Here is a 20,793-nt window from a genome sequence, read left to right as displayed (position 1 = left end):
ATGAAAAAACTATTTATATATTTATTCATCTTTGTTGCCAATGTTTATGCATATGGCCAGGATATGAGATTTGATAAAGCCAATAGCTTATTTACAGAAAGTAAATACGAAGAGTCCATCACATCTTACAATGAAATTATCAATACAGGGGTTGAAAGTGCCAAACTATATTACAATTTGGGTAATGCTTATTATAAGTCTGGTAATTTACCCCGTGCAATATTGAACTACGAAAGAGCCCTCTTATTGGCGCCTCATGATAAAGATATCAGGTATAACCTAGAAATGTCGAATATGCAAATTACCGATAAACTGGAAACTGTAGGTGATTTCTTTTTGACAGCATGGTTTAAAGGATTCAAAAACAAAACAAAATCGGATACTTGGGCCATCATATCGATTTTAAGTTTTGCTATCTCTATTTTAGGTTTAGGATTGTTTTTATTTTCACGCAAAAGAGCTATCAAACAGGTTTCTTTTAGCACTGCATTGCTTATGTTCATCGTTGCATTCATAGCATTTAATTTTTCAGCATCTCAAAAAGACAAACTGATTAATAGAAACAGTGCCATCATTTTTGAACCATCCGTAAGCGTTAAGAGCTCCCCCTCTGCTGGAGGTACGGATCTTTTTATTTTGCATGAAGGAACAAAAGTTAATATACTGGAGGAGCTTGGTGAATGGAAAAGAATTGTTATTAGCGATGGTAACGAAGGATGGATGCCTGCATCTGCAATGGAAGTAATTTAACAGAAGCTGCATATTTAACACAAAAAAGCCTGATTCTAGAGAGTCAGGCTTTTTTGTTACAATTGAATTGTAACACTTGTAATGTCCAAAAATATTTTACAACTTACTATCGTCACTACAAATTTCAAAAATTTTATCCAGTTTCATCAAGGACAATAAGCTCATCACATCTTTCTGTATTTTGCATAAAGCAAAGGAGGTATCACTTTGCCTGGCTGTTTTTAAGGCAGATATCAATACGCCTATTCCTGTACTGTCAATAAATTTAATATTTGATAAATCAAGTATTACTTTACCGTTACTTTCAGATACAATACTCGTTAAATCGCTTTTTACGTCATCCGCTACAGCCGCTGTAAGTCTGTCCGATCCCTTGATACCGGCGATTACAAATCCGTCGTTTAATCTTGTCTCAACCATAAGAATATGTAAGGTTTAATAGGTACTAATCACTTTATTTAACTCGTCAACTGCTTTTTCACAAACAGTTGTAAATTTTTCTATCAGACTTGTCAGCATTTCCAAATTTGCGTTCTTCATAACCCAACTTACCCGTTCTTCCGGATAACTATCCAGGTTTCGTTTGAGACTGTTCATCTCTTCTTTTTGAGCTTCCGTTACACTTACTTTACTCAATAGTTCATTGATCCGCAATTGTTTTGCCAACAACTCCATATTTTTCAGATCAATATTGCCGAGCTCTTCCATTCCCATTGACATGACCGAAGATTTCGCCTTATGTGCAATGGCAGCTATCTTTACCCAGTCTTTATCTCTGATACCTTCGTCAAAACCATCAGTAAATTCAGGCATTTGATCCAGGAATATCTCAACCAACTCTTTAATAATTCCCTTGTCTCCTTCTGCAATTCCTTCCAGATAAGATAAGTCAATATATTTATAATCTTCTACCATAAGGTCTGGTATTAATTATTTGTTTAAAATACAAATCTAGTTTTTTTTATGAAACCAGCATGCAATTCTCGAGTAAATTCAGGAATTTCATGCACTCATAGCGTGTGGTTTTAGTTTTTTTAACATGAATATACCTTTTTAAGGGCATCTAACTCGAGTTAAAGATATACATATTCTTTAAATATTACATGAACGAATATCTGCTTTTTTTTGGCAATTTGGGTAAAAATAAGACAAAAAGAAAGTAATTATCATATTTGCCAACATAACATTTACATACATTTGTGCTTATTCATCATTCGTAATTATTAAAATTTCAAGTATACATACAATGAAACAAACCGCATTTAACGCAATCCATAAGGAACTAAAAGCTAAGATGGTAGAATTTGCAGGCTTTGAAATGCCCATCGAATATACCGGCATTAACAATGAACATATGCAGGTAAGAAATTCGGTCGGTGTATTTGACGTATCCCATATGGGTGAATTCTGGGTAAAAGGCCCCAATGCACTATCATTCGTACAAAAGGTAACTTCTAATGATGCATCTAAACTTAAAGTGGGCGATGCTCAATATTCATGCTTTCCCAATGGAAAAGGAGGTATTGTGGATGATTTACTGGTATATTACTACGAGGATCAGAAATACTTATTAGTGGTAAATGCATCCAATATCGAAAAGGACTGGAAATGGTGCGTTGAAAACAATACCATGGGTGCAGAACTGGAAAATGCATCTGATCAGATTTCACAATTGGCAATACAAGGACCTAAAGCGCTCGAAACGCTTCAAAAACTTACAGAAATAGACCTGTCGCAGATTCCTTATTATAGTTTTATTACAGGTAGTATTGCGAACATAAAAGATGTTATCATATCTAATACGGGTTATACAGGTGCTGGTGGGTTCGAATTATATATGCACAATGAGGACGCTGCACTTGTTTGGAAAGCTATTTTTGAGGCCGGAGCGGAATTTGATATTCAAGCTATTGGTTTGGGAGCCAGAGATACACTTCGATTAGAAATGGGTTATTGTTTATATGGGAATGACATCGATGACACGACCTCTCCTATTGAAGCTGGTTTGGGATGGATAACAAAGTTCACTGAGGACAAAGATTTTATAGATAAAGAAATCCTCTTTGCGCAAAAGTCAGAAGGGATTAAACAGCGACTCAGAGGTTTTAAAATGCTCGACAGAGGTATCCCGCGTAAAGATTACCCAATAGTAGATGAAAATGATAATGTCATTGGTAAAGTAAGCTCAGGAACACAATCTCCAGTATTGAAGCAAGGTATTGGTATGGGATATATTCATACTGATCAAGCAAAACTAGGGTCTGTAATCTACATAAAAGTAAGAAACCGAAAACTTAAGGCTGAAATTGTAAAAACGCCTTTTATATAGTCTTAGTTAGTGGCTGCAAGAAAACTACTGTTTTTTTTTGTGTCTTTGATAAGAAAGCTTCAAAGACAAGGCTTTCGATATTTTTGAAACCAAGGAGTTGACTGATTGTAAATGACTGTTTCAAAAATGAGAATAACGCAGTATTTGGAGTTTTCTTGCAAAGACTAGTTAATAGATGTACTCAACGACAAATTAAGAAGATGGGATGATCGCGTTTTGTAAATAACAAACTCTAATCTCTGTATATTTATTCATTAATAACACAAAGTAGTAGATGTTTTTTACCGATTGCATATGACTAAGGTCATTTATTAAAGATTTTTTTCATGATTAATATCAGATTTAAATGGTCGTCGAATGGATATCCATATACTTTAATCACAATATATTAAGCGCTAAGAGCAGCAAAATAGATTGTTGTGACTATAACATTTCATTATAATGTATAACTATGTTTTATGGAAAATAGTGGATTTAAGTGGTAGAATTTTCTAAATTTGCGGCACACTTCATAAGAAAGGCATAAGACTGAATACTCTGAGCGTTTCAAGGTTTTTTTTACGAACCAGAAGCTATATTTTTTAAGATAATTAATTGTTGTATAATAATACATATCCATTAACAATTCTAAGATTGACAATGGCTATAGTGTAAAAAATAAATAAAACATGAAAAAACACAATTTTTACGCCGGACCATCTATTTTACCGGAATTTACGATTAAAAACACGGCTGAAGCTGTTGTAAATTTTGCGGGAACAGGTTTATCTGTTATGGAAGTATCTCACCGATCCAAAGAATTTGTTGAGGTAATGGAAAAAGCGATTGCTCTTGTTAAAGAATTGTTGGATGTGCCTGCTGGTTATGAGGTTATTTTTGTCGGGGGTGGTGCTAGCACCCAATTTTGCACTGTGCCATATAACCTTTTAAATAAAAAAGCCGCCTATTTAAATACAGGATCTTGGGCTGCCAAGGCTCAAAAAGAAGCAAAGTTATTTGGTGAAGTGATTGAAGTGGCATCTTCAAAAGATAAAAACTATAATTATATTCCCAAAGGATTTGAGGTTCCAGCGGATGTAGATTATTTACATATTACTTCTAACAATACCATTTACGGCACCGAGATAAAAACAGATTTAGACCTAGGTGTTCGTTTAGTTGCGGATATGTCATCAGATATTTTTTCACGTCCTGTAGATATTTCAAAATATGATATTATCTATGCTGGTGCGCAAAAAAACCTGGCTCCTTCCGGTGTAACTGTAGCTATTGTAAAAGAAGATGCATTAGGCAAAGTTGATCGTGCCATTCCTACCATGTTGGATTATCGTACACACATCGACAAAGGCTCTATGTTCAACACACCTCCTGTACTACCTGTATATGCTGCCTTACAAACATTAACTTGGCTTAAAGATAATGGCGGTATTCAGGCCATGAACAAGAAAAATGTTGAAAAAGCCACTCTTCTTTATGATGAAATAGATAATAACAAATTTTTCAAAGCCACTGTTGAAGCGCAAGAAGATAGATCGATCATGAACATTTGTTTTGTGATGAATGAAGAATATGCCGAACTAGAGAAAGACTTTATGGAACTAGCCACATCCAAAGGCTGTGTAGGTATTAAAGGACACCGTTCGGTAGGTGGATTCAGAGCCTCTACATACAATGCACTTCCAAGAGAAAGTGTTGAAGTATTGGTAGCTGCTATGAAAGAGTTTGCTTCTAAACACTAGAATAATTGAATATACTACAAGTTATTTCTTCCCTTTAAGTACAAGTTAAAGGGAAGAATATATTTTAGGTGTGCCAGAAAAATAGCAAATGCTATTTTTTATACGTTAGCCTAATTAGAATAACCTAAAAAACACAAATCTTTTATTATGTCAAAAGTACTTGTTGCCACAGAAAAGCCTTTTGCAAAGGCTGCTGTTGATCAAATTAAAGCTGTTGTAACCAAAGCCGGATTCGACTTTGCATTACTTGAAAAATACACCGATAAATCCGAACTTTTAGAAGCTGTAAAGGATGCTTCAGCACTGATTGTTCGTTCCGACAAAGTTACTGCTGAAGTAATAGAAGCAGCAAAAGAACTTAAAATAGTTGTTAGAGCTGGTGCCGGTTACGATAATCTTGATCTCGAAGCGTGTACATCAAAAGGCATTGTAGCAATGAATACACCGGGACAAAACTCTAATGCTGTTGCGGAGTTAGCTTTTGGTATGATGATTTCTATGGCTAGAAATGCTTATAATGGTACGGCAGGAACCGAACTTAGAGGAAAAAAAATCGGTATTCATGCCTATGGTAACGTAGGTTTATATGTTGCCAAAATTGCTCAAGGAATAGGAATGGAGGTATATGCTTTTGACCCATTTGTGGATGCTGAAAAAATTAAGGCAGATGGGGTAACTCCTCTAGCTTCTGTTGAAGAATTATATGCCACATGTCAGTATGTATCCTTGCATATTCCTGCTACTCCTCAAACCAAAGAATCCATCAATTACGACTTATTACGTAAGATGCCTAAAAATGCCGTTTTAGTGAATACTGCTCGTAAAGAAGTTATTCACGAGGCAGATATCATTAAATTAATGAACGAAAGAGCAGATTTTGCTTATATATCGGATATTGCACCCGATAATAAAGATGCATATACTCCTTTTGAAGGAAGATATTTCTTTACTCCTAAAAAAATGGGCGCACAGACAGCCGAAGCAAATATTAATGCTGGTGTTGCTGCTGCTGAGCAGATTGTTGATTACATTAAAAATGGGAATACTACTTATAAAGTAAATAAATAATTTCAAGCATTTAATGGCTCATTTATAATGGGAGGTAGTTATATAACTTCCTCCCATTTTTTATTTCAAAATAATAAACGCTTAGCTATTAAGTTCTTTGCACTTCGAAACATCAGTTATTACATACTTATATAACACTTATAATAAGATATTTAAAAGTGTATTTAAATTGTTCGTACCTGAATTAATTTACCACTTTTGATAAGGACTGCTAAAAATCAGTGTAACTGCTTTATACTCCTTGATAAAAATCACTATTCAAAACAAAAATTAGTGTTTATATTGTATTCAGTTAATAATCGAGATAAAACGGAATACTATGGCTACAGTAAAACCCTTTAAAGGCCTTCGTCCACCACAAAACATTGCCAGCAAATTGGCATGTTTGCCTTATGATGTTATGAACCGTCAGGAAGCAGCAAAGATGGCGGAAGGAAAACCAGAATCGTTGTTACATATTACCCGGAGCGAAATAGATTGTTCGGCCGATACGGACATTCACTCTCAGGAGGTATATGACAAGTCGATTTATAATTTCCAAATGTTTCAGGAAAAAGGTTGGTTATTTCAGGAAAAAGAAGCCCGGTTTTATATATATGCGCAAACAATGGACGGACGTACGCAATATGGTATTGTTGGTGCTGCCTCGGTTGATGATTATTTAAATGGCATCATTAAAAAGCACGAATTAACCCGTAACGAGAAGGAAAAAGACCGTATGGTTCATGTAAAAATAAACAATGCCAATATCGAACCTGTTTTTTTTACCTATCCTAACGTACAAGAAATAGATGACATCGTTGAATATTATGTAAAAAACAACACCCCCGAGTATGATTTTGTTGCAGAAGATGGTTTTGGGCATCATTTTTGGGTTATCAGAAACAGTGCTACAAATCAACGCATAGAAGAACTTTTTGCTACAAAAGTTCCTGCCACCTATGTGGCCGACGGACACCACAGAACAGCAGCAGCAGCGCTCGTTGGTCAAGAGAAAAGGCTGCAAAACCCCAGGCACCGAGGAGACGAAAATTACAACTATTTTTTGGCAGTTCATTTTCCTGACAATCAATTAAAAATAATTGATTACAACAGGGTTGTAAAAGATTTACACGGACTGTCCAATCAAGAGTTTATGGCGCGACTTAGAGAATGTTTTGAAATAAGCAGAGCTTCCAAAGCAATTATAAAGCCCAATAAACTTCATGAGTTCACCATGTACCTAAATGGTAACTGGTACAAGCTAAATGCTAAAGCAGGCACTTACAATGACAATGATCCCATTGGGGTTTTGGATGTTACCATTCTTTCAGAATTGGTACTAGATAATATACTAGGGATAAAAGACTTACGTACAGACAATCGAATTGATTTTGTTGGAGGTATACGAGGCTTGGGAGAACTATCACGCAGGGTAGACAGTGGAGAAATGAAGGTAGCCTTTGCTATGTATCCAGTATCCATGCAACAACTCATTGATATTGCAGATACGGGTAATATCATGCCACCCAAAACCACCTGGTTTGAACCGAAACTACGTTCAGGCTTAGTAATTCATAAATTAGATTAAAATTTTAAGCTGGCTCATTTATAAATAATGTCTTATACATTGAGTAGCTGCCAATCAAGTCGACAATTAACTAGTTTGATTGCACTTATAATGCTCATGACGAAGTTCTTACTAAAAGAGGTTGCAATAGATAGGCAATCTCTTTTTTTATTGATATTTTTGTGGTGCTAAAAAAACGATATCCATGGCAATTGCAGAGAATCTAAACAACATTAAATCCTCCCTACCCGATTCAGTAACACTGGTAGCTGTATCCAAAACAAAGCCCAATAGCGATATAATGGAAGCTTATGATGCCGGGCAGCGGATTTTTGGAGAAAACAAAGTACAAGATTTAACCAAAAAATACGAAGAACTGCCCAAAGACATTCAATGGCATTTTATTGGCCATCTGCAAAGCAATAAGGTAAAATACATTGCTCCATTTGTGAGTCTATTACACGGAGTGGATTCACTGAAGCTTTTATCTACCATTAATAAAGAGGCCCAAAAGAATAATAGAATTATAAAATGTCTGCTACAATTTCACATAGCCGAAGAGGACAGTAAATTTGGGTTCTCCATTAATGAAGTAGATGCGTTAATAGAAGATAATACCATCGAAAAATTTGAACATATTGAGATTTGTGGAGTAATGGGCATGGCTACCAACACAGATAATAATGAACAGGTAGCAAGGGAATTTTCGATGTTGACAAATATTTTTGACCAACTCCAAAAGAAGTATTTTAACTGCCATCCTAATTTCAAAGAGATATCAATGGGAATGTCAGGCGATTACAAGATAGCTATTCAACAAGGAAGTACCATGGTACGCATTGGCAGCTCAATATTTGGCCAACGAAACTATCATTGATATTGATTAAATGCAGTTTTTAGAAAAAAAATATCTAAAAATATTATATTTGTTCTGATAAATAAATAAGAGTCTATGACAAGTTTAAATACTACCTATCTGGGACTAAAACTAAAAAACCCAATCATTGTTAGTAGTTCCGGTTTAACCAATACCGTTGAAAAAATTCAGAAACAGGTGGATGCTGGTGCAGGCGCTATTGTTCTAAAATCTCTTTTTGAAGAGCAAATTAATCATGACATTAATAGGGAAATCAAGGCTGGAGAAGGTTTTGATTATCCTGAAGCAATGGATTATATTGCTGGTTACACCCAAAATAATTCCGTTGGAGAATACCTTCAACTTATCACTGATGCAAAAAATAAATTTGATATTCCTATAATTGCAAGCATCAACTGTTTTTCGTCCAATCAATGGATTTCATTTGCCAAACAAATAGAAGAAGCAGGAGCCGATGCTATTGAACTGAATATTCATGTGGTAAATAGCGACAAAAACGTTGAGGCCTCTGTTATCGAAGGTCTTTATTACTCTGTGGCAGAAAATATTAACAAGGTATTAAACATCCCTTTTTCAATGAAAATAGGCGATAACTTTGCTAATATTGTGGGAGTTGTAAATAAATTGTATGCATTGGGTGCTAAAGGCGTTGTATTATTTAACCGTTTTTATCAGCCTGACATTGACATCAATGCGTTAAAATTGACTTCTGCTTCGGTATTTAGCACTCCTGATGACATCCGAAGATCGTTACGATGGGTTGCCATTGTATCTGACAAGATAGAACAAATAGATATTTCAGCCTCCACAGGTAATCATGACGGAGAAGCCGTTATCAAACAATTATTAGCAGGTGCATCTACTGTGCAGGTTTGTTCTGCTATTTATCAAAAGGGAGCCGGAGTAATTTCAGATATGCTCAATGAATTATCGTATTGGATGGAAGAAAAGAAATTTGAGTCCATCGATTCATTCCAAGGATTAATGAGTTATAGGAAAATAAAAGATCCAGCTATGTACGAAAGAGCTCAATTTATGAGGTATTTTTCGAACCTGGAATAAGATTCATCAAAAAAATACATAAAAAGCTTTTGAAAATTTGCATATCAGAAGCTTTTTATGGTTATTTCATCAAACAATACCAACAATAAACATTGCTTTTAAATTATATTTAATATTTTTAAGGTGATATTTTTTTAAAAGTAAGTTGATTCTTTTATTTTAAAATCATTTGGTATCAAAACTTTTAAAGAACCCTAGCAGTTACAGTCTACATTTTTGGTATATACCCGATAGGTGGAGGCATTAAAAATTAACGAAAATGAGAAAAACTTTTCATCTGTTTCCAAAAACAGTTTCAATATTATCTATTGCGGTTAGCATATTAATTGTATCGTGTCAATCCAGCGACCAGAAAAAGTCATCCAATGAACAAGATGAATTAATAGAATCAGCAAAGCAAGATATTGATCCACAGATAATGGATAATTTTAATAAATCAAAACTGATTTTTTATTCTTTGCCATCACCTCTAGAGACGGCTATGTTGATTAAAAGGTCTGGTGCTCGTTATGACGAGGAGATTTTAAATCCAACATCAAATATTTCCAATTACAATACCAATTTAAAGATGGCATTAAATTTAGGCATCTATAGTGCTGACTTAAGCTACACAAGCCTTTTTGATCAAACGCAAAGCGCCATTAAATATATGGGTTGCGCAAAAAAAATGGCAGAAGGTTTAAGTATTATTGATGCTATTGACGAAAATACAATGAAGAAGCTGGAGGACAACATGAACAACAGAGATGCGGTTCTTGAAATAATCTCCGAAACTTTTATGAATTCCAATGCCTATTTAAAAGAAAATGACCGTCCTGCTATTTCAGTAATGGTTTTAGTGGGAGGCTGGGTCGAAGGCTTATATTTAGCCTCTGAATTAACCAATGGCTCTATGGAAAACAACAAAAGGCTATTGGATAGAATTATTTACCAAAAGCTTTCATTGATTACCGTTCTGAATCTATTGGAATCATATCCCGAGAATGAAGATATTCAATATTTACATGCTAAGATGAATGAATTAAAAGGCATTTTTGAGCAAGTAAAAATAGTTAACACTTCAAATGTTCAATCTGAAACCGATGCTGCTAATAGAGTGACAACGATAAAGGCAGATTCAGAGACACATATTTCTAAAGAGGTATTTGAATCTTTGGTGAAGAAAGTGAAAGAGATTAGAAGTGAATTTATATCGTAATTACCAACTTTGCAACAAAAAATGAAAAAAATGAAAAAAGCCTTCTTACTTGGGCTGTTGGTATTTGCACTATATCTGACACCAAATTTATGTATGGCGCAATGTGCAAGTTTCGCTAAAAATGTTGGTAAAGTTAAGTTAGGTGAATTTATCCATGACGGAAATTATAATGCCACAGTGCTGGGGACGGGTGAAACAGCAGAATTGTATAAAACGTTTTTTGCCGGTCAAAAATACCGTGTAGCAATCAGTAAAATAGAAAGTCTTCCTAACATACATTTTCGCTTGGTTGATAAAGACAATCATATTCTTTTTGATAATAAGGAGCATGATTTTACGGATGTATGGGATTTCACTGTTGAAACAACACAAATGTTAATTCTAAAGTTGAAAGTACTGGACGATTTTAGTAACAATGAAAATACAACCAAAGGATGTGTAGCCGTTCTTTTCGGAATAGAAAAAGATAAAAAGAAATAAGTCCCAGATCTACTTCTAGTTATTGAATAGCAGATTTATAGCTATAAAAATTAGAACAGAGGATCTAGTAATTGTCAAAAAGATATAGTATAGTAAATACAAAAGCTGTTCCTTGAGGAGCAGCTTTTTTTTCTATTGCAAATAAGGCTTTAAAAAACGAGCTGTATAAGAAGCATCCACATTCACCAGATCTTCCGGCTTTCCTTCAAAAACCAAATATCCTCCTTTGTCTCCTCCTTCCGGCCCCAAATCAATCACCCAATCGGCCGATTTAATAATTTCCATATTATGCTCAACAATCACCAAGGAATGCCCTTTTTTTATCAAAGCGTCAAATGCTTTTAAGAGTTTTTTAATATCATTGAAGTGCAGTCCGGTGGTAGGTTCATCAAAGATAAATAAAGTAGGTTCGTTTTTTTCCTTAGCTAAAAACGAGGCCAGCTTAACCCGCTGACTTTCACCACCAGAGAGCGTGCTGGACGATTGACCCATTTTTATATATCCCAAGCCAACGTCGGCCAGCGGTTGTAACTTATTTACTATTCTCTTTTCAGTATTTGTGGCATCGCTGGCAAAGAATTCGATGGCCTGTTCAATGGTCATCTCTAAAATATCATGAATATTATTTCCTTTGTATTTCACGTCCAGAATATCATTCTTAAATCTTTTGCCATGACAGCTCTCACATGTCAGTACAATATCGGCCATAAACTGCATCTCCACTTTCACCGTACCCTCGCCCAGACACTCTTCGCAGCGACCACCGTCGATATTAAAAGAAAAATGAGAAGCCTTATAACCATTTATTTTGGATGCTTGTTGCGCAGCCATCAACTTACGTATCTCGTCGTATGCCTTTAGGTAAGTTGCAGGATTAGAACGAGACGATTTTCCGATGGGGTTTTGGTCTACAAATTCCACATCCGCTATCTGTTCTATATCCCCCCCTAATAGATCAAAAGATCCTGTTTTATCGGCATAGCCTCCCAATCTCTTCTTTATGGCAGGGAATAGCACTGTTTTGATCAACGATGATTTACCGGAACCACTTACCCCCGTAATCACATTAAGAACATTTAATGGAATTTTCACATTAATATTTTTGAGGTTATTTTCCCTTGCCCCAACTATTTCCACGAAATTATTCCAATTTCTTCGTGATGCCGGTAATTCTATTTTTTTTGCACCATATAAATATTGGTGTGTCAAACTCAAGTTGGCATTTGCATTATCATCCAACTTACCTTTAAAGACCACCTCACCCCCTAGACGCCCTGCTCCAGGTCCTATATCAACAATCTCATCTGCTGCACGCATAATATCTTCATCATGCTCCACTACAATGACCGTATTACCCATTCGTTTTAATTCTTTCAACACGCCAATGAGTAATTCAGTATCTCTGGAATGCAAGCCAATACTTGGTTCATCCAAAATATACAGAGAGCCAACCAATGTACTTCCCAAAGAAGTGGCCAGATTGATTCGCTGGCTTTCTCCACCGGAAAGAGATGATGATAAACGATTTAAAGTAAGATAGCCCAAACCAACTTCAAATAAAAATTTTAGTCGTGTATTGATTTCTCTAAGTAAACGGAGACCTACTTTTTCTTCATATTTTGTAAGTTCAAGATGTTTAAAGAAAGCCATTAGTTCAGTGATGGGCATCAGTACCAATTCGGAGATACTTCTCCCTCCTACTTTCACATTCGAAGCCTCCTTTTTAAGTCTTGTACCATTGCAGTCGGGACACTTTGTTTTACCTCGATAACGAGATAACAGCACCCTGAATTGAATTTTGTATTGCTGCTCCTCTACATGTTTAAAGAAGGTATCTATGCCATGAAAATACTTATTCCCTTTCCAGAGCAACGCTCTTTCTTTATCGCTAAGTTCATAATATGGTTTATGTACTGGAAAATCACAACGGTGAGCTGCGGAGATCAACATTTTTTTATATTCACCCATCTTCTCTCCTTTCCAGCATGCTACAGCATCCTCAAAGACAGAAAGAGATTTATTGGGGATCACCAAATCTTCATCAATACCTATAACACTTCCAAAGCCCTCACATTTTCGACAAGCTCCCACGGGATTATTAAAGGTAAACATATGTTCGCTGGGCTCCTCAAACTCAATACCATCCAATTCAAAGCGGTTGGAGAAGCTGCGTGTGTTCACTTGATCTTTTACGTAAATACGAACCATGCATTCTCCTTTGCCTTCAAAAAAAGCTGTTTGAATTGAGTCGGCCAAACGAGAAAGGTTATCTTCACCCTTCGATGCAGTGGCTCTATCTACTACCAAATGAAATGTTTTTCCAGCGGAAAGTAATTGTTGATCCTGAAGAATATCTTCAATTTTATAAAATGCATCATTGTATTCCACCCTTACAAACCCCTGCTTCATCAATACTTCAAGATGCTCGGCACAGCTTCTCCCCTGAGGGATATAAATATTGGACAGAATGACCAATTTACTCTTTTCATCATGTGCCGTAATATAGTTGACCACATCCGAAACATAATGACGCTTCACCTCATTTCCAGAAATCGGAGAAATTGTTTTACCAATGCGAGCAAACAAAAGCTTCATATAATCATATATCTCGGTAGAAGTACCTACCGTAGAACGCGGATTTCGGGTATTTACTTTTTGCTCAATTGCGATGGCAGGTGGAATTCCCTTAATAAAATCGACTTCCGGTTTGTCAATCCTTCCCAAAAACTGTCGGGCGTAAGAACTTAAGCTTTCCACATAACGCCTTTGTCCTTCAGCATATAGTGTATCAAAGGCAAGAGATGACTTTCCAGACCCGGAAACACCAGTAATAACAATAAATTTATTTCGGGGAAGCTCTAGATCAATCCCTTTAAGATTATGTACTCGAGCTCCTTTTATTTGAATGTTCTTAGAAACAGCGTTGGCCATAAACAAAATTAATTAAGCTACAAAGATATTAAAATACGAGACATGAAGCCGGATAGCTCTGGCAAATTATACATGTAAAAACAAAAATAGCCTACAGAAAATAATGACTGTAAGCTATAACATTCGCAGACAAACACGAATCAAGTAGCATTTCCAATATGTGTAATCCAGGTCCTAATATCCACTTATATGGGTTCTATATGGCTTCTCTTTTACGTACCTTATAAATTTTCTTTTCTTGGGATTCGTGATTCGTTCTCATTAATAAATCCAGTGTAATACCAGACATGATAAGCTGAAAACCACCAAAAAGAAATATAATAGCCGCAAAAATCAATGGTCTACCCCAGATATCCTGCCCCATTAATTTCACAATCAACAAGTAAAACATCAAAATTACACCAATCGTAAAACTTCCAGCTCCAATAGGGCCAAGAAAATGCATGGGTTTCTGTGCATATTTATTGGTAAAGCGCATTAATATCAGATCACTAACCACTTTAAAAGTACGTGACAATCCATATTTCGATTCTCCTGCCACTCGTGCCCTATGATTAACAGGAATCTGTTCCACCCTTGCACCTTCATTAATAGCAAGAATAGCAATAAAGCGGTGCATCTCTCCATATAAAGGAATGTCTTTTGCTACTTCACTTTTAAAGACTTTGATGGCACAACCATTATCGATGATAGGTGTGTCCGATACTTTGCGAACCAGCGCATTGGCAATCTTAGAAGGTATCTTTCTTAATAACATGCCATCCTTACGCTTAGCCCTAATGCCAGTAACCACATCACAACCAGTCTCTTCCATCACCTCCATCATCTTAATTAAATCAGCAGGATCATTTTGTAAATCACCATCCAACGTAGCAATGATATCTCCGGTAGCATAATCAATACCAGCCTTTAAAGCAGGACACTGACCAAAGTTTTTTCTTAGATCGATTAAAACAACATTTTTTCCTTTTTGCTGCTTTATTTCTTCAACAGTCTTATCCTTGGATCCATCATTGATCAATATGGTTTCAAAATCGTATTTTGATGGCTTTAATGCTTCATACACTTGATCTACCAATGGAGTAATATTACCCTGCTCATTATATACCGGAATAACTACAGATATCTTCATGTTATATATTTTATAATCTTAATCTACTTTTAGTAAATATACTTTTTTTAGTGATTTTTCACGTGTAGCGGGATTCAGAAAGTCCCATGACATTCGGGAAATTAAGCGATGTGGAAAAATCTTTTCATAGCTAATACGATCACCCACCATCTCCTTTATCTCCTGAATTCCTTTTTCATCTGTCACAACCCAATAATGATTATTATTCATCACCTTTTCAAAATCTTCTTTTTCTTTATACCAAGATGATATTTTTGAAGGGTAAAAATAAGTTTCAAATTGTCTGAATTTATAGGTGTATAGGTCTTCGTTTTCATTGGCTAGTTCACTATAAGCATCACTGGCCCTTATTCCACCGTGATATTGAAATGCAGTGGGTAAGAAATGAGCATTGAGCACAAAATTCAATGCAATAGAAGCTATCGCTAAAGGCACAATGATTTTTTTGTATAACTCATGTTTAGGCAAAACAAAATAAAAAGTTACCACCATTGCAAGTACTACAGGAATCCAAATGATCAATCGATCTGTTTTAAAAACAAAGGTGAGTATAAAAACTAAAACGGCAGCAATAATAAACAGCATAACATTTCGTGCTCCCAACAGCCACTTTCCCAGTCGATTATTTCGGTCTTCCACAACACCTTTATAAACAAAATCAGCAACAACAACCGATAAAAAAGGTATGACGGGATATAAGTAATGCGGAGCCTTTTGGTTGGCCACCGATAGTATCAATGTATAAACAACAATAACGGCATAACTCATGTACTCGGGACGCTTAAATCGATCATTTCCCTTTTTTATAAAAAGGCCTTTCATTTGATTTACAATGGTAATGAGGGTATAAAAAGACCATGGCAAATAAATATAAATCATGGTATGCAGGTAAAAACTCATGTCCCCATCAACAGAACCACCTTTATTAAATTCTCCTTGTATCCTTCCTACATTATTAGACCAAAAAAAGAATTTGATTCCTTCCCAACCAAAATTGTTATAATTGCTTTTTAAGGTAGGATACAGCACCAAAGCTAAAATTGGAAAAGCCAATAACCAAAGCGGATTAAACACATTTTTCCAATCTTTTTTCATAAGTAAGTGGCCTCCCACTGCAAAAACAGCAACTGCCAACCCAACAGGACCTTTGGTAATCATGGCCAAACCAATAAATACAAAACCTAAAATAAAATTAACCGCTCTTTTATTATGAAGATAGTAAGCCAAAAAAGATACTCCTATCACAATATTGGCTGTTAACAAGGCATCTGTATGCAAGTCGTTATGGTACAGAAACATCATTTCTGATGTGGCATACATCAATACAGCCAACCATGCTGTTTTAGTACCATAATATAGTTTTGTCATTCTGTAAAGTGCAACAACACTAACTATGGAAAACAATAAGGAGGGTAACTTAAACGCAAACAAGGATAAGCCCCATAGGTGAAAGGAAAGGCTGCTTAACCAAAACATTAAATGGGGTTTATGCAAATAAGGATGACCATGAATTTGAGGTGTCATCCAGTCGCCGTTCTCAAACATAATGCGGCTCACCGCCGCATACTTTCCTGAATCAATACCTACCTCAGGAAATAAACCTATAATATAAACAACGAGGGTTGCAATAAAAATACCAATCCCTAATCTTTTATAGTGCATTTTGCGATAATGTTTTTTAAATGAAAAAATAAATCACAAATATATTACTTTAATCGACAACGGAATTATAGCTACGCAATAAACCGGCTAATCCCGATGTTGAAAACTACACTTTAAGGATTGAATTTTGTTCGGATTCTATTTTCAAATTAATAAGGGATGCGAAAGATATTTGAAAAAGCTAAAATTTCCTCAAAGGTGTGTCCCCCTTGAGGAAATGTAAGTCATACTATAAATTATTAATAGCTCATCTTAATAATGTTGGCTACATCGCCAGGTGAAACTTTTCCATGCTCACCAATGCCTTTCCAGCCACGTTCTATAAATCTATTTTCAATAATTCCGGCGGCATTTTCATAATCTTCAGTATATTCTGAAAGTTTAGTTTTAATACCTAAAGAGTGGAAAAAGTCCTCAGTTTTTTCAATACCCGCATTGCTCTTTTCCTCTATAGTTCCTTCTGTAATACCCCAAACGCGTTCGGCATATTGAGCCAATTTTTCTTTTTTACTTTCAATATTATAACGATAATGACTTGGTGCTACTATTGCCAAAGTTTGCGCATGATCAATACCAAACAAAGCGGTGAGTTCATGTCCCATCATGTGTATGGCCCAATCTTGAGAAACACCTTGTCCAATCAATCCGTTCAATGCCATTGTACAGCTCCACATAAAATTAGCAGCAGCATCGTAATCTGTTGCATCATTCATAATTACAGGAGCTACTTCCACAATTGTTTGCAAAATACTTTCGGCAAATCTATCTTGTAACAATGACTGGTTTGGAAAAGTCATATATTGCTCCAGAACGTGCGTAAATGAATCAGCCAGTCCGTTTGCAATTTGATTTTGAGGAATAGAACTTATCACTTGTGGATCGAGAATAGAGAACTGAGGAAACAATGCCGGTCCACCAGTTGCCAATTTCTCTTTTGTTTCTCTACGTGTAATCACAAAACCACCATTCATTTCAGAACCAGTTGCTGGCAAAGTCAGTACAGTTCCAAAGGGCAAGCCATTAAAAACTGGTTTTCGTTGCGCTAACAAATCCCATGGTGTTTCACCTTCATATTTTGCGGCAGCAGATAAAAACTTTGTTCCATCAATTACGGACCCTCCACCAACGGCTAGTAAAAAAGTAATATTTTGTGCTTTAATAATTTCCAAAGCCTCCATCAATATTTCATATTCAGGATTAGAAGGAATACCAGCAAATTCAACTATATCAAATACAGAAAGTGCATCTTTAACTTGTTTATAAATTCCATTTTTTTTGATACTACCACCTCCGTAAAGCATTAATACTTTAGCATTGTCTGGAATTTCATTTGCTAGTTTAGCAATTTCATCTTTTCCAAAAATAATTTTTGTTGGGTTTTTAAATTCAAAATTATTCATATCCTAATATTTTTATTTCGTTCAAATTATATGCCTTAGTCATTTTTGCCTTTCAAAGGCAACCAACCAGTTCTATTCAAAAGCAAATTCCATAATGGAATAGGAATGCTCAATAAATCCTGGTTTTCAATACCAAGCTCTGTTTGTATTTGTTCCGGCTTAAGGTCTTTTACTTTTTGCAGCAAGTGCTTTTACCAATTGCATGGTATCATCCATACTAATTCCTGGATTTTCCATTTCCTCAGGTGAAATACGATACCCCACCATAAATGGCCGAGCAGCTCTTGCAGCTGCATTCTTTACCGAATCAACCACTGCCAAAGGAAATGTCATTCTTTTAATTAGATCTCCCCCCATTTGTCAGTTCTCCTGTTCGAATGAGGCGAAAAAAATTGCTGAATCAGATATGTATTTGCACCGTGAATTTCCACGCCATCAAAACCTGCTTTAATAGCCCTAAGTGTTGCTTGTCCAAACGCTTTGATTGTTTCAACAATCTCATATTCAGTCATTTCTTTCGGAACTTGCGCACCTTCTCTTTCTGCAGCTACTGCACTAGCACTCAATGCTTGACCATCAACAAGTTCTTCTGGTGGCGACATTCTGCCACCATGTTGAAGTTGGAGAATCGCTTTTCCGCCATTTTCTTTCAATGTCTCTGCAATGCGGCTAAGACTTGGAATCATTTCATCGCTGTCGGCTCCAAACTGACCATGAAAAGCTTTACCATGTTTTATGACATAAGCACATGCAGTTATAAGTAAACCCGCTGATTCGTTTCGTTTTTTATAATAGGCTACTTCCTCGTCGGTGGTTGTACCATCATCATTACCTGAAAAAGTGGTCATAGGTGCCAGTACAATTTTGTTTGGGATTACTATTCCAGATACAGGAAATGTAAAAGGCGTCAGTATGTTTTTACTATTGATATCCATTTTGTACTTTGATATTTTTTTATTTCAGATTAATTCATCTAGCCATTGGAGAATTATACTTTTACAATCATTTTGGATGCCAACTTTAGTTAGACTCAGAAAACAATCTTTTAAATAGTAGTTCAGCAACCAATTCTGAAGAAGCTGGATTTTGTCCAGTGATTAATAAACCATCTTCAACCGCATAAGGTGTCCAATTCTCACCTTTGGTATAAACACCTCCATTTTCCTTTAACATATCTTCCACTAAAAAAGGAACAATGTTTGATAATTGAACGGCATCTTCTTCACTATTTGAGAATCCGGTAACTTTTTTCCCTTCAACCAAAAAAGTACCATCTGCATTTTTTGTATTTTTAAATATGGCTGGGCCATGACAAACTGCACCTACCGGTTTGTTATTTGCATAAAATGCCTGGATAAGTTCAATAGAATTTTTGTCTTCAGCTAAATCCCATAATGGTCCATGACCTCCAGGATAAAATACAGCATCATAATCAGCCTGATTTATAGTTTCTAATTTTTGGGTTTTAGACAAAATTTCTTGGGTTTCCTTATCTTCATTGAATCTTACCGTAGCAGGGGTTTGAGAATCAGGAGATGAACTTCTTGGGTCAATGGGCGGTTGACCTCCTTTAGGTGAAGCAATGGTTATTTTAACACCATGGTCTTTCAAAAAATAATATGGTGTCGCGAATTCTTCAATCCAAAACCCTGTTTTATGTCCTGTATTTCCTAATTCATCGTGACTCGTTAATACAAACAATACATTTTTAATTGTTGTGTTACTTTCTGATTTAGTACTTGCTTCTTGCTCAGTAACTTTACTACCTTTTGAACCACTATTGCATGAAGAGAATAAAGCAAAGACTAATACTACTATTGAAATTTTTTTCATTTCTATATGATTTTAACTTATTACTATGGATATTTATAAATGAATGTTCATTCTTAAAATTAGCTAAAAAAAAGGTTTACACCTTTATACTATCCCAGGCAGCTTGAAAAGCTTCCTGCAATACCTTTTTATTTATTTGAAAAGTCCCTCTACATTGCGCATTCATAAGAAAAGCCATTGGATATATGGTATAAGCATACAATAAATGAGGAGAAAAACTTTTAATAATCCCTTCTTTTTGTCCCCGTAACCATAAATCGAACAGGGGCTGTAAATGCTTAAGCCCTTCTTGTCTTGTTTGTTCATCAATCAGAGGTATATTGTCACATTGCGATAAAAAAGACGCTTTTTCTTTATGCCTTAGTTTAAATGCTGCCATATTAAACCAAATTTGTTCAAAACTTTTTTTTACAGGATTTTTCACCTCATATCCTTCAAATGCTTTTTCAGTAAACGATCCTTTAACCTCAAGATATAATTTATTAACCAAATCTCTTTTGTTCTCAAAATATAAATATATAGTGGCTGGCGAAACCCTTGCAAGCTTCGCAATCTTTGCCATAGAAGCTTCTTGAATACCTCCATTGTTGATAAGATTTAAGGTTGCTTCTAATAAAGCTCTTTGCTTATCGATACTTTTCTGAAGTTTTGCCATCATACTATACTTTCAATAGATTTTATTTCTTATTAAATAAAAATGTTATCTTTTTTATCAAACTTATTTCAGTTGGCAAAGATATATAAAAGAATGAACGTTCACTAACAAATATCATTAAGATTATA

At 35.5% G+C, this 20,793-nt stretch carries 17 protein-coding genes and 1 pseudogene; 9 read left to right on the top strand and 9 right to left on the bottom strand.

Annotation, left to right across the window (positions count from 1 at the left end; genetic code table 11):
- On the top strand, window positions 1-750 hold the full coding sequence (locus CYTFE_RS0106130; RefSeq protein ID WP_027471094.1) for a tetratricopeptide repeat protein: 750 nt from the start codon (window positions 1-3) through the stop codon (window positions 748-750).
- 96 nt (window positions 751-846) lie between these two features.
- Here CYTFE_RS0106130 and CYTFE_RS0106125 read toward each other — a convergent pair whose 3' ends face one another.
- On the bottom strand, window positions 847-1,170 hold the full coding sequence (locus CYTFE_RS0106125; protein ID WP_044212291.1) for an STAS domain-containing protein: 324 nt from the start codon (window positions 1,168-1,170) through the stop codon (window positions 847-849).
- A 15-nt stretch (window positions 1,171-1,185) separates the two neighbouring features.
- Window positions 1,186-1,665 carry an Hpt domain-containing protein gene (locus CYTFE_RS0106120; RefSeq protein ID WP_027471092.1) on the bottom strand — a complete coding sequence of 160 codons (480 nt, stop codon included), beginning with the start codon at window positions 1,663-1,665 and terminating at the stop codon, window positions 1,186-1,188.
- A 331-nt stretch (window positions 1,666-1,996) separates the two neighbouring features.
- Here CYTFE_RS0106120 and gcvT point away from each other — a divergent pair, with 331 nt between their 5' ends.
- The 8 genes from gcvT to CYTFE_RS0106080 all read left to right on the top strand — a co-directional run bounded on the left by gcvT (window position 1,997) and on the right by CYTFE_RS0106080 (window position 11,052).
- Window positions 1,997-3,079, top strand: coding sequence for a glycine cleavage system aminomethyltransferase GcvT (gene gcvT, locus CYTFE_RS0106115; RefSeq protein ID WP_027471091.1), 1,083 nt, complete (start codon window positions 1,997-1,999; stop codon window positions 3,077-3,079).
- 668 nt (window positions 3,080-3,747) lie between these two features.
- Window positions 3,748-4,818: a 3-phosphoserine/phosphohydroxythreonine transaminase gene (gene serC / locus CYTFE_RS0106110; protein WP_027471090.1), complete on the top strand. Its 1,071-nt coding sequence runs from the start codon at window positions 3,748-3,750 to the stop codon at window positions 4,816-4,818.
- Between the two features lie 147 nt (window positions 4,819-4,965).
- On the top strand, window positions 4,966-5,886 hold the full coding sequence (locus tag CYTFE_RS0106105; protein ID WP_027471089.1) for a 3-phosphoglycerate dehydrogenase: 921 nt from the start codon (window positions 4,966-4,968) through the stop codon (window positions 5,884-5,886).
- A 319-nt stretch (window positions 5,887-6,205) separates the two neighbouring features.
- The gene (locus tag CYTFE_RS0106100) at window positions 6,206-7,456 is read left to right on the top strand and encodes a DUF1015 domain-containing protein (protein ID WP_027471088.1); all 1,251 of its coding nucleotides are present in this window, start codon (window positions 6,206-6,208) and stop codon (window positions 7,454-7,456) included.
- 184 nt (window positions 7,457-7,640) lie between these two features.
- Window positions 7,641-8,312 (top strand): YggS family pyridoxal phosphate-dependent enzyme, encoded by a 672-nt coding sequence (locus tag CYTFE_RS0106095; protein ID WP_027471087.1) that lies wholly within the window; start codon window positions 7,641-7,643, stop codon window positions 8,310-8,312.
- A gap of 75 nt (window positions 8,313-8,387) precedes the next feature.
- Window positions 8,388-9,374 (top strand): dihydroorotate dehydrogenase-like protein, encoded by a 987-nt coding sequence (locus tag CYTFE_RS0106090; protein ID WP_027471086.1) that lies wholly within the window; start codon window positions 8,388-8,390, stop codon window positions 9,372-9,374.
- Between the two features lie 259 nt (window positions 9,375-9,633).
- Window positions 9,634-10,572: a hypothetical protein gene (locus CYTFE_RS0106085; RefSeq protein ID WP_027471085.1), complete on the top strand. Its 939-nt coding sequence runs from the start codon at window positions 9,634-9,636 to the stop codon at window positions 10,570-10,572.
- 21 nt (window positions 10,573-10,593) lie between these two features.
- Entirely contained in the window at window positions 10,594-11,052 is a 459-nt protein-coding gene (locus CYTFE_RS0106080) for a hypothetical protein (protein ID WP_044212290.1), read from the top strand.
- Window positions 11,053-11,184: 132 nt separating this feature from the next.
- Here CYTFE_RS0106080 and uvrA read toward each other — a convergent pair whose 3' ends face one another.
- The 7 genes and pseudogenes from uvrA to CYTFE_RS0106045 all read right to left on the bottom strand — a co-directional run bounded on the left by uvrA (window position 11,185) and on the right by CYTFE_RS0106045 (window position 20,668).
- A complete protein-coding gene (gene uvrA, locus CYTFE_RS0106075) occupies window positions 11,185-13,983 on the bottom strand; it encodes an excinuclease ABC subunit UvrA (RefSeq protein WP_044262621.1) in 2,799 nt (932 codons plus the stop codon).
- Between the two features lie 196 nt (window positions 13,984-14,179).
- Window positions 14,180-15,115 carry a glycosyltransferase family 2 protein gene (locus CYTFE_RS0106070; protein WP_027471082.1) on the bottom strand — a complete coding sequence of 312 codons (936 nt, stop codon included), beginning with the start codon at window positions 15,113-15,115 and terminating at the stop codon, window positions 14,180-14,182.
- A gap of 18 nt (window positions 15,116-15,133) precedes the next feature.
- Window positions 15,134-16,777: an ArnT family glycosyltransferase gene (locus CYTFE_RS0106065; RefSeq protein WP_027471081.1), complete on the bottom strand. Its 1,644-nt coding sequence runs from the start codon at window positions 16,775-16,777 to the stop codon at window positions 15,134-15,136.
- 239 nt (window positions 16,778-17,016) lie between these two features.
- Window positions 17,017-18,177, bottom strand: coding sequence for an iron-containing alcohol dehydrogenase (locus CYTFE_RS0106060; RefSeq protein ID WP_027471080.1), 1,161 nt, complete (start codon window positions 18,175-18,177; stop codon window positions 17,017-17,019).
- Window positions 18,178-18,336: 159 nt separating this feature from the next.
- Window positions 18,337-19,025: pseudogene (locus CYTFE_RS25245) on the bottom strand (oxidoreductase).
- A 172-nt stretch (window positions 19,026-19,197) separates the two neighbouring features.
- Window positions 19,198-20,010 carry a type 1 glutamine amidotransferase domain-containing protein gene (locus CYTFE_RS0106050; protein ID WP_027471079.1) on the bottom strand — a complete coding sequence of 271 codons (813 nt, stop codon included), beginning with the start codon at window positions 20,008-20,010 and terminating at the stop codon, window positions 19,198-19,200.
- A 76-nt stretch (window positions 20,011-20,086) separates the two neighbouring features.
- The gene (locus CYTFE_RS0106045) at window positions 20,087-20,668 is read right to left on the bottom strand and encodes a TetR/AcrR family transcriptional regulator (RefSeq protein ID WP_200871242.1); all 582 of its coding nucleotides are present in this window, start codon (window positions 20,666-20,668) and stop codon (window positions 20,087-20,089) included.
- Between the last annotated feature and the right edge of the window lie 125 nt (window positions 20,669-20,793).

The organism is Saccharicrinis fermentans DSM 9555 = JCM 21142 (genome assembly GCF_000517085.1).
Lineage (GTDB): Bacteria > Bacteroidota > Bacteroidia > Bacteroidales > Marinilabiliaceae > Saccharicrinis > Saccharicrinis fermentans.
The sequence above is the reverse complement of the archived record's forward strand: the minus strand, read 5'-3'. Positions and strand labels throughout refer to the sequence as shown.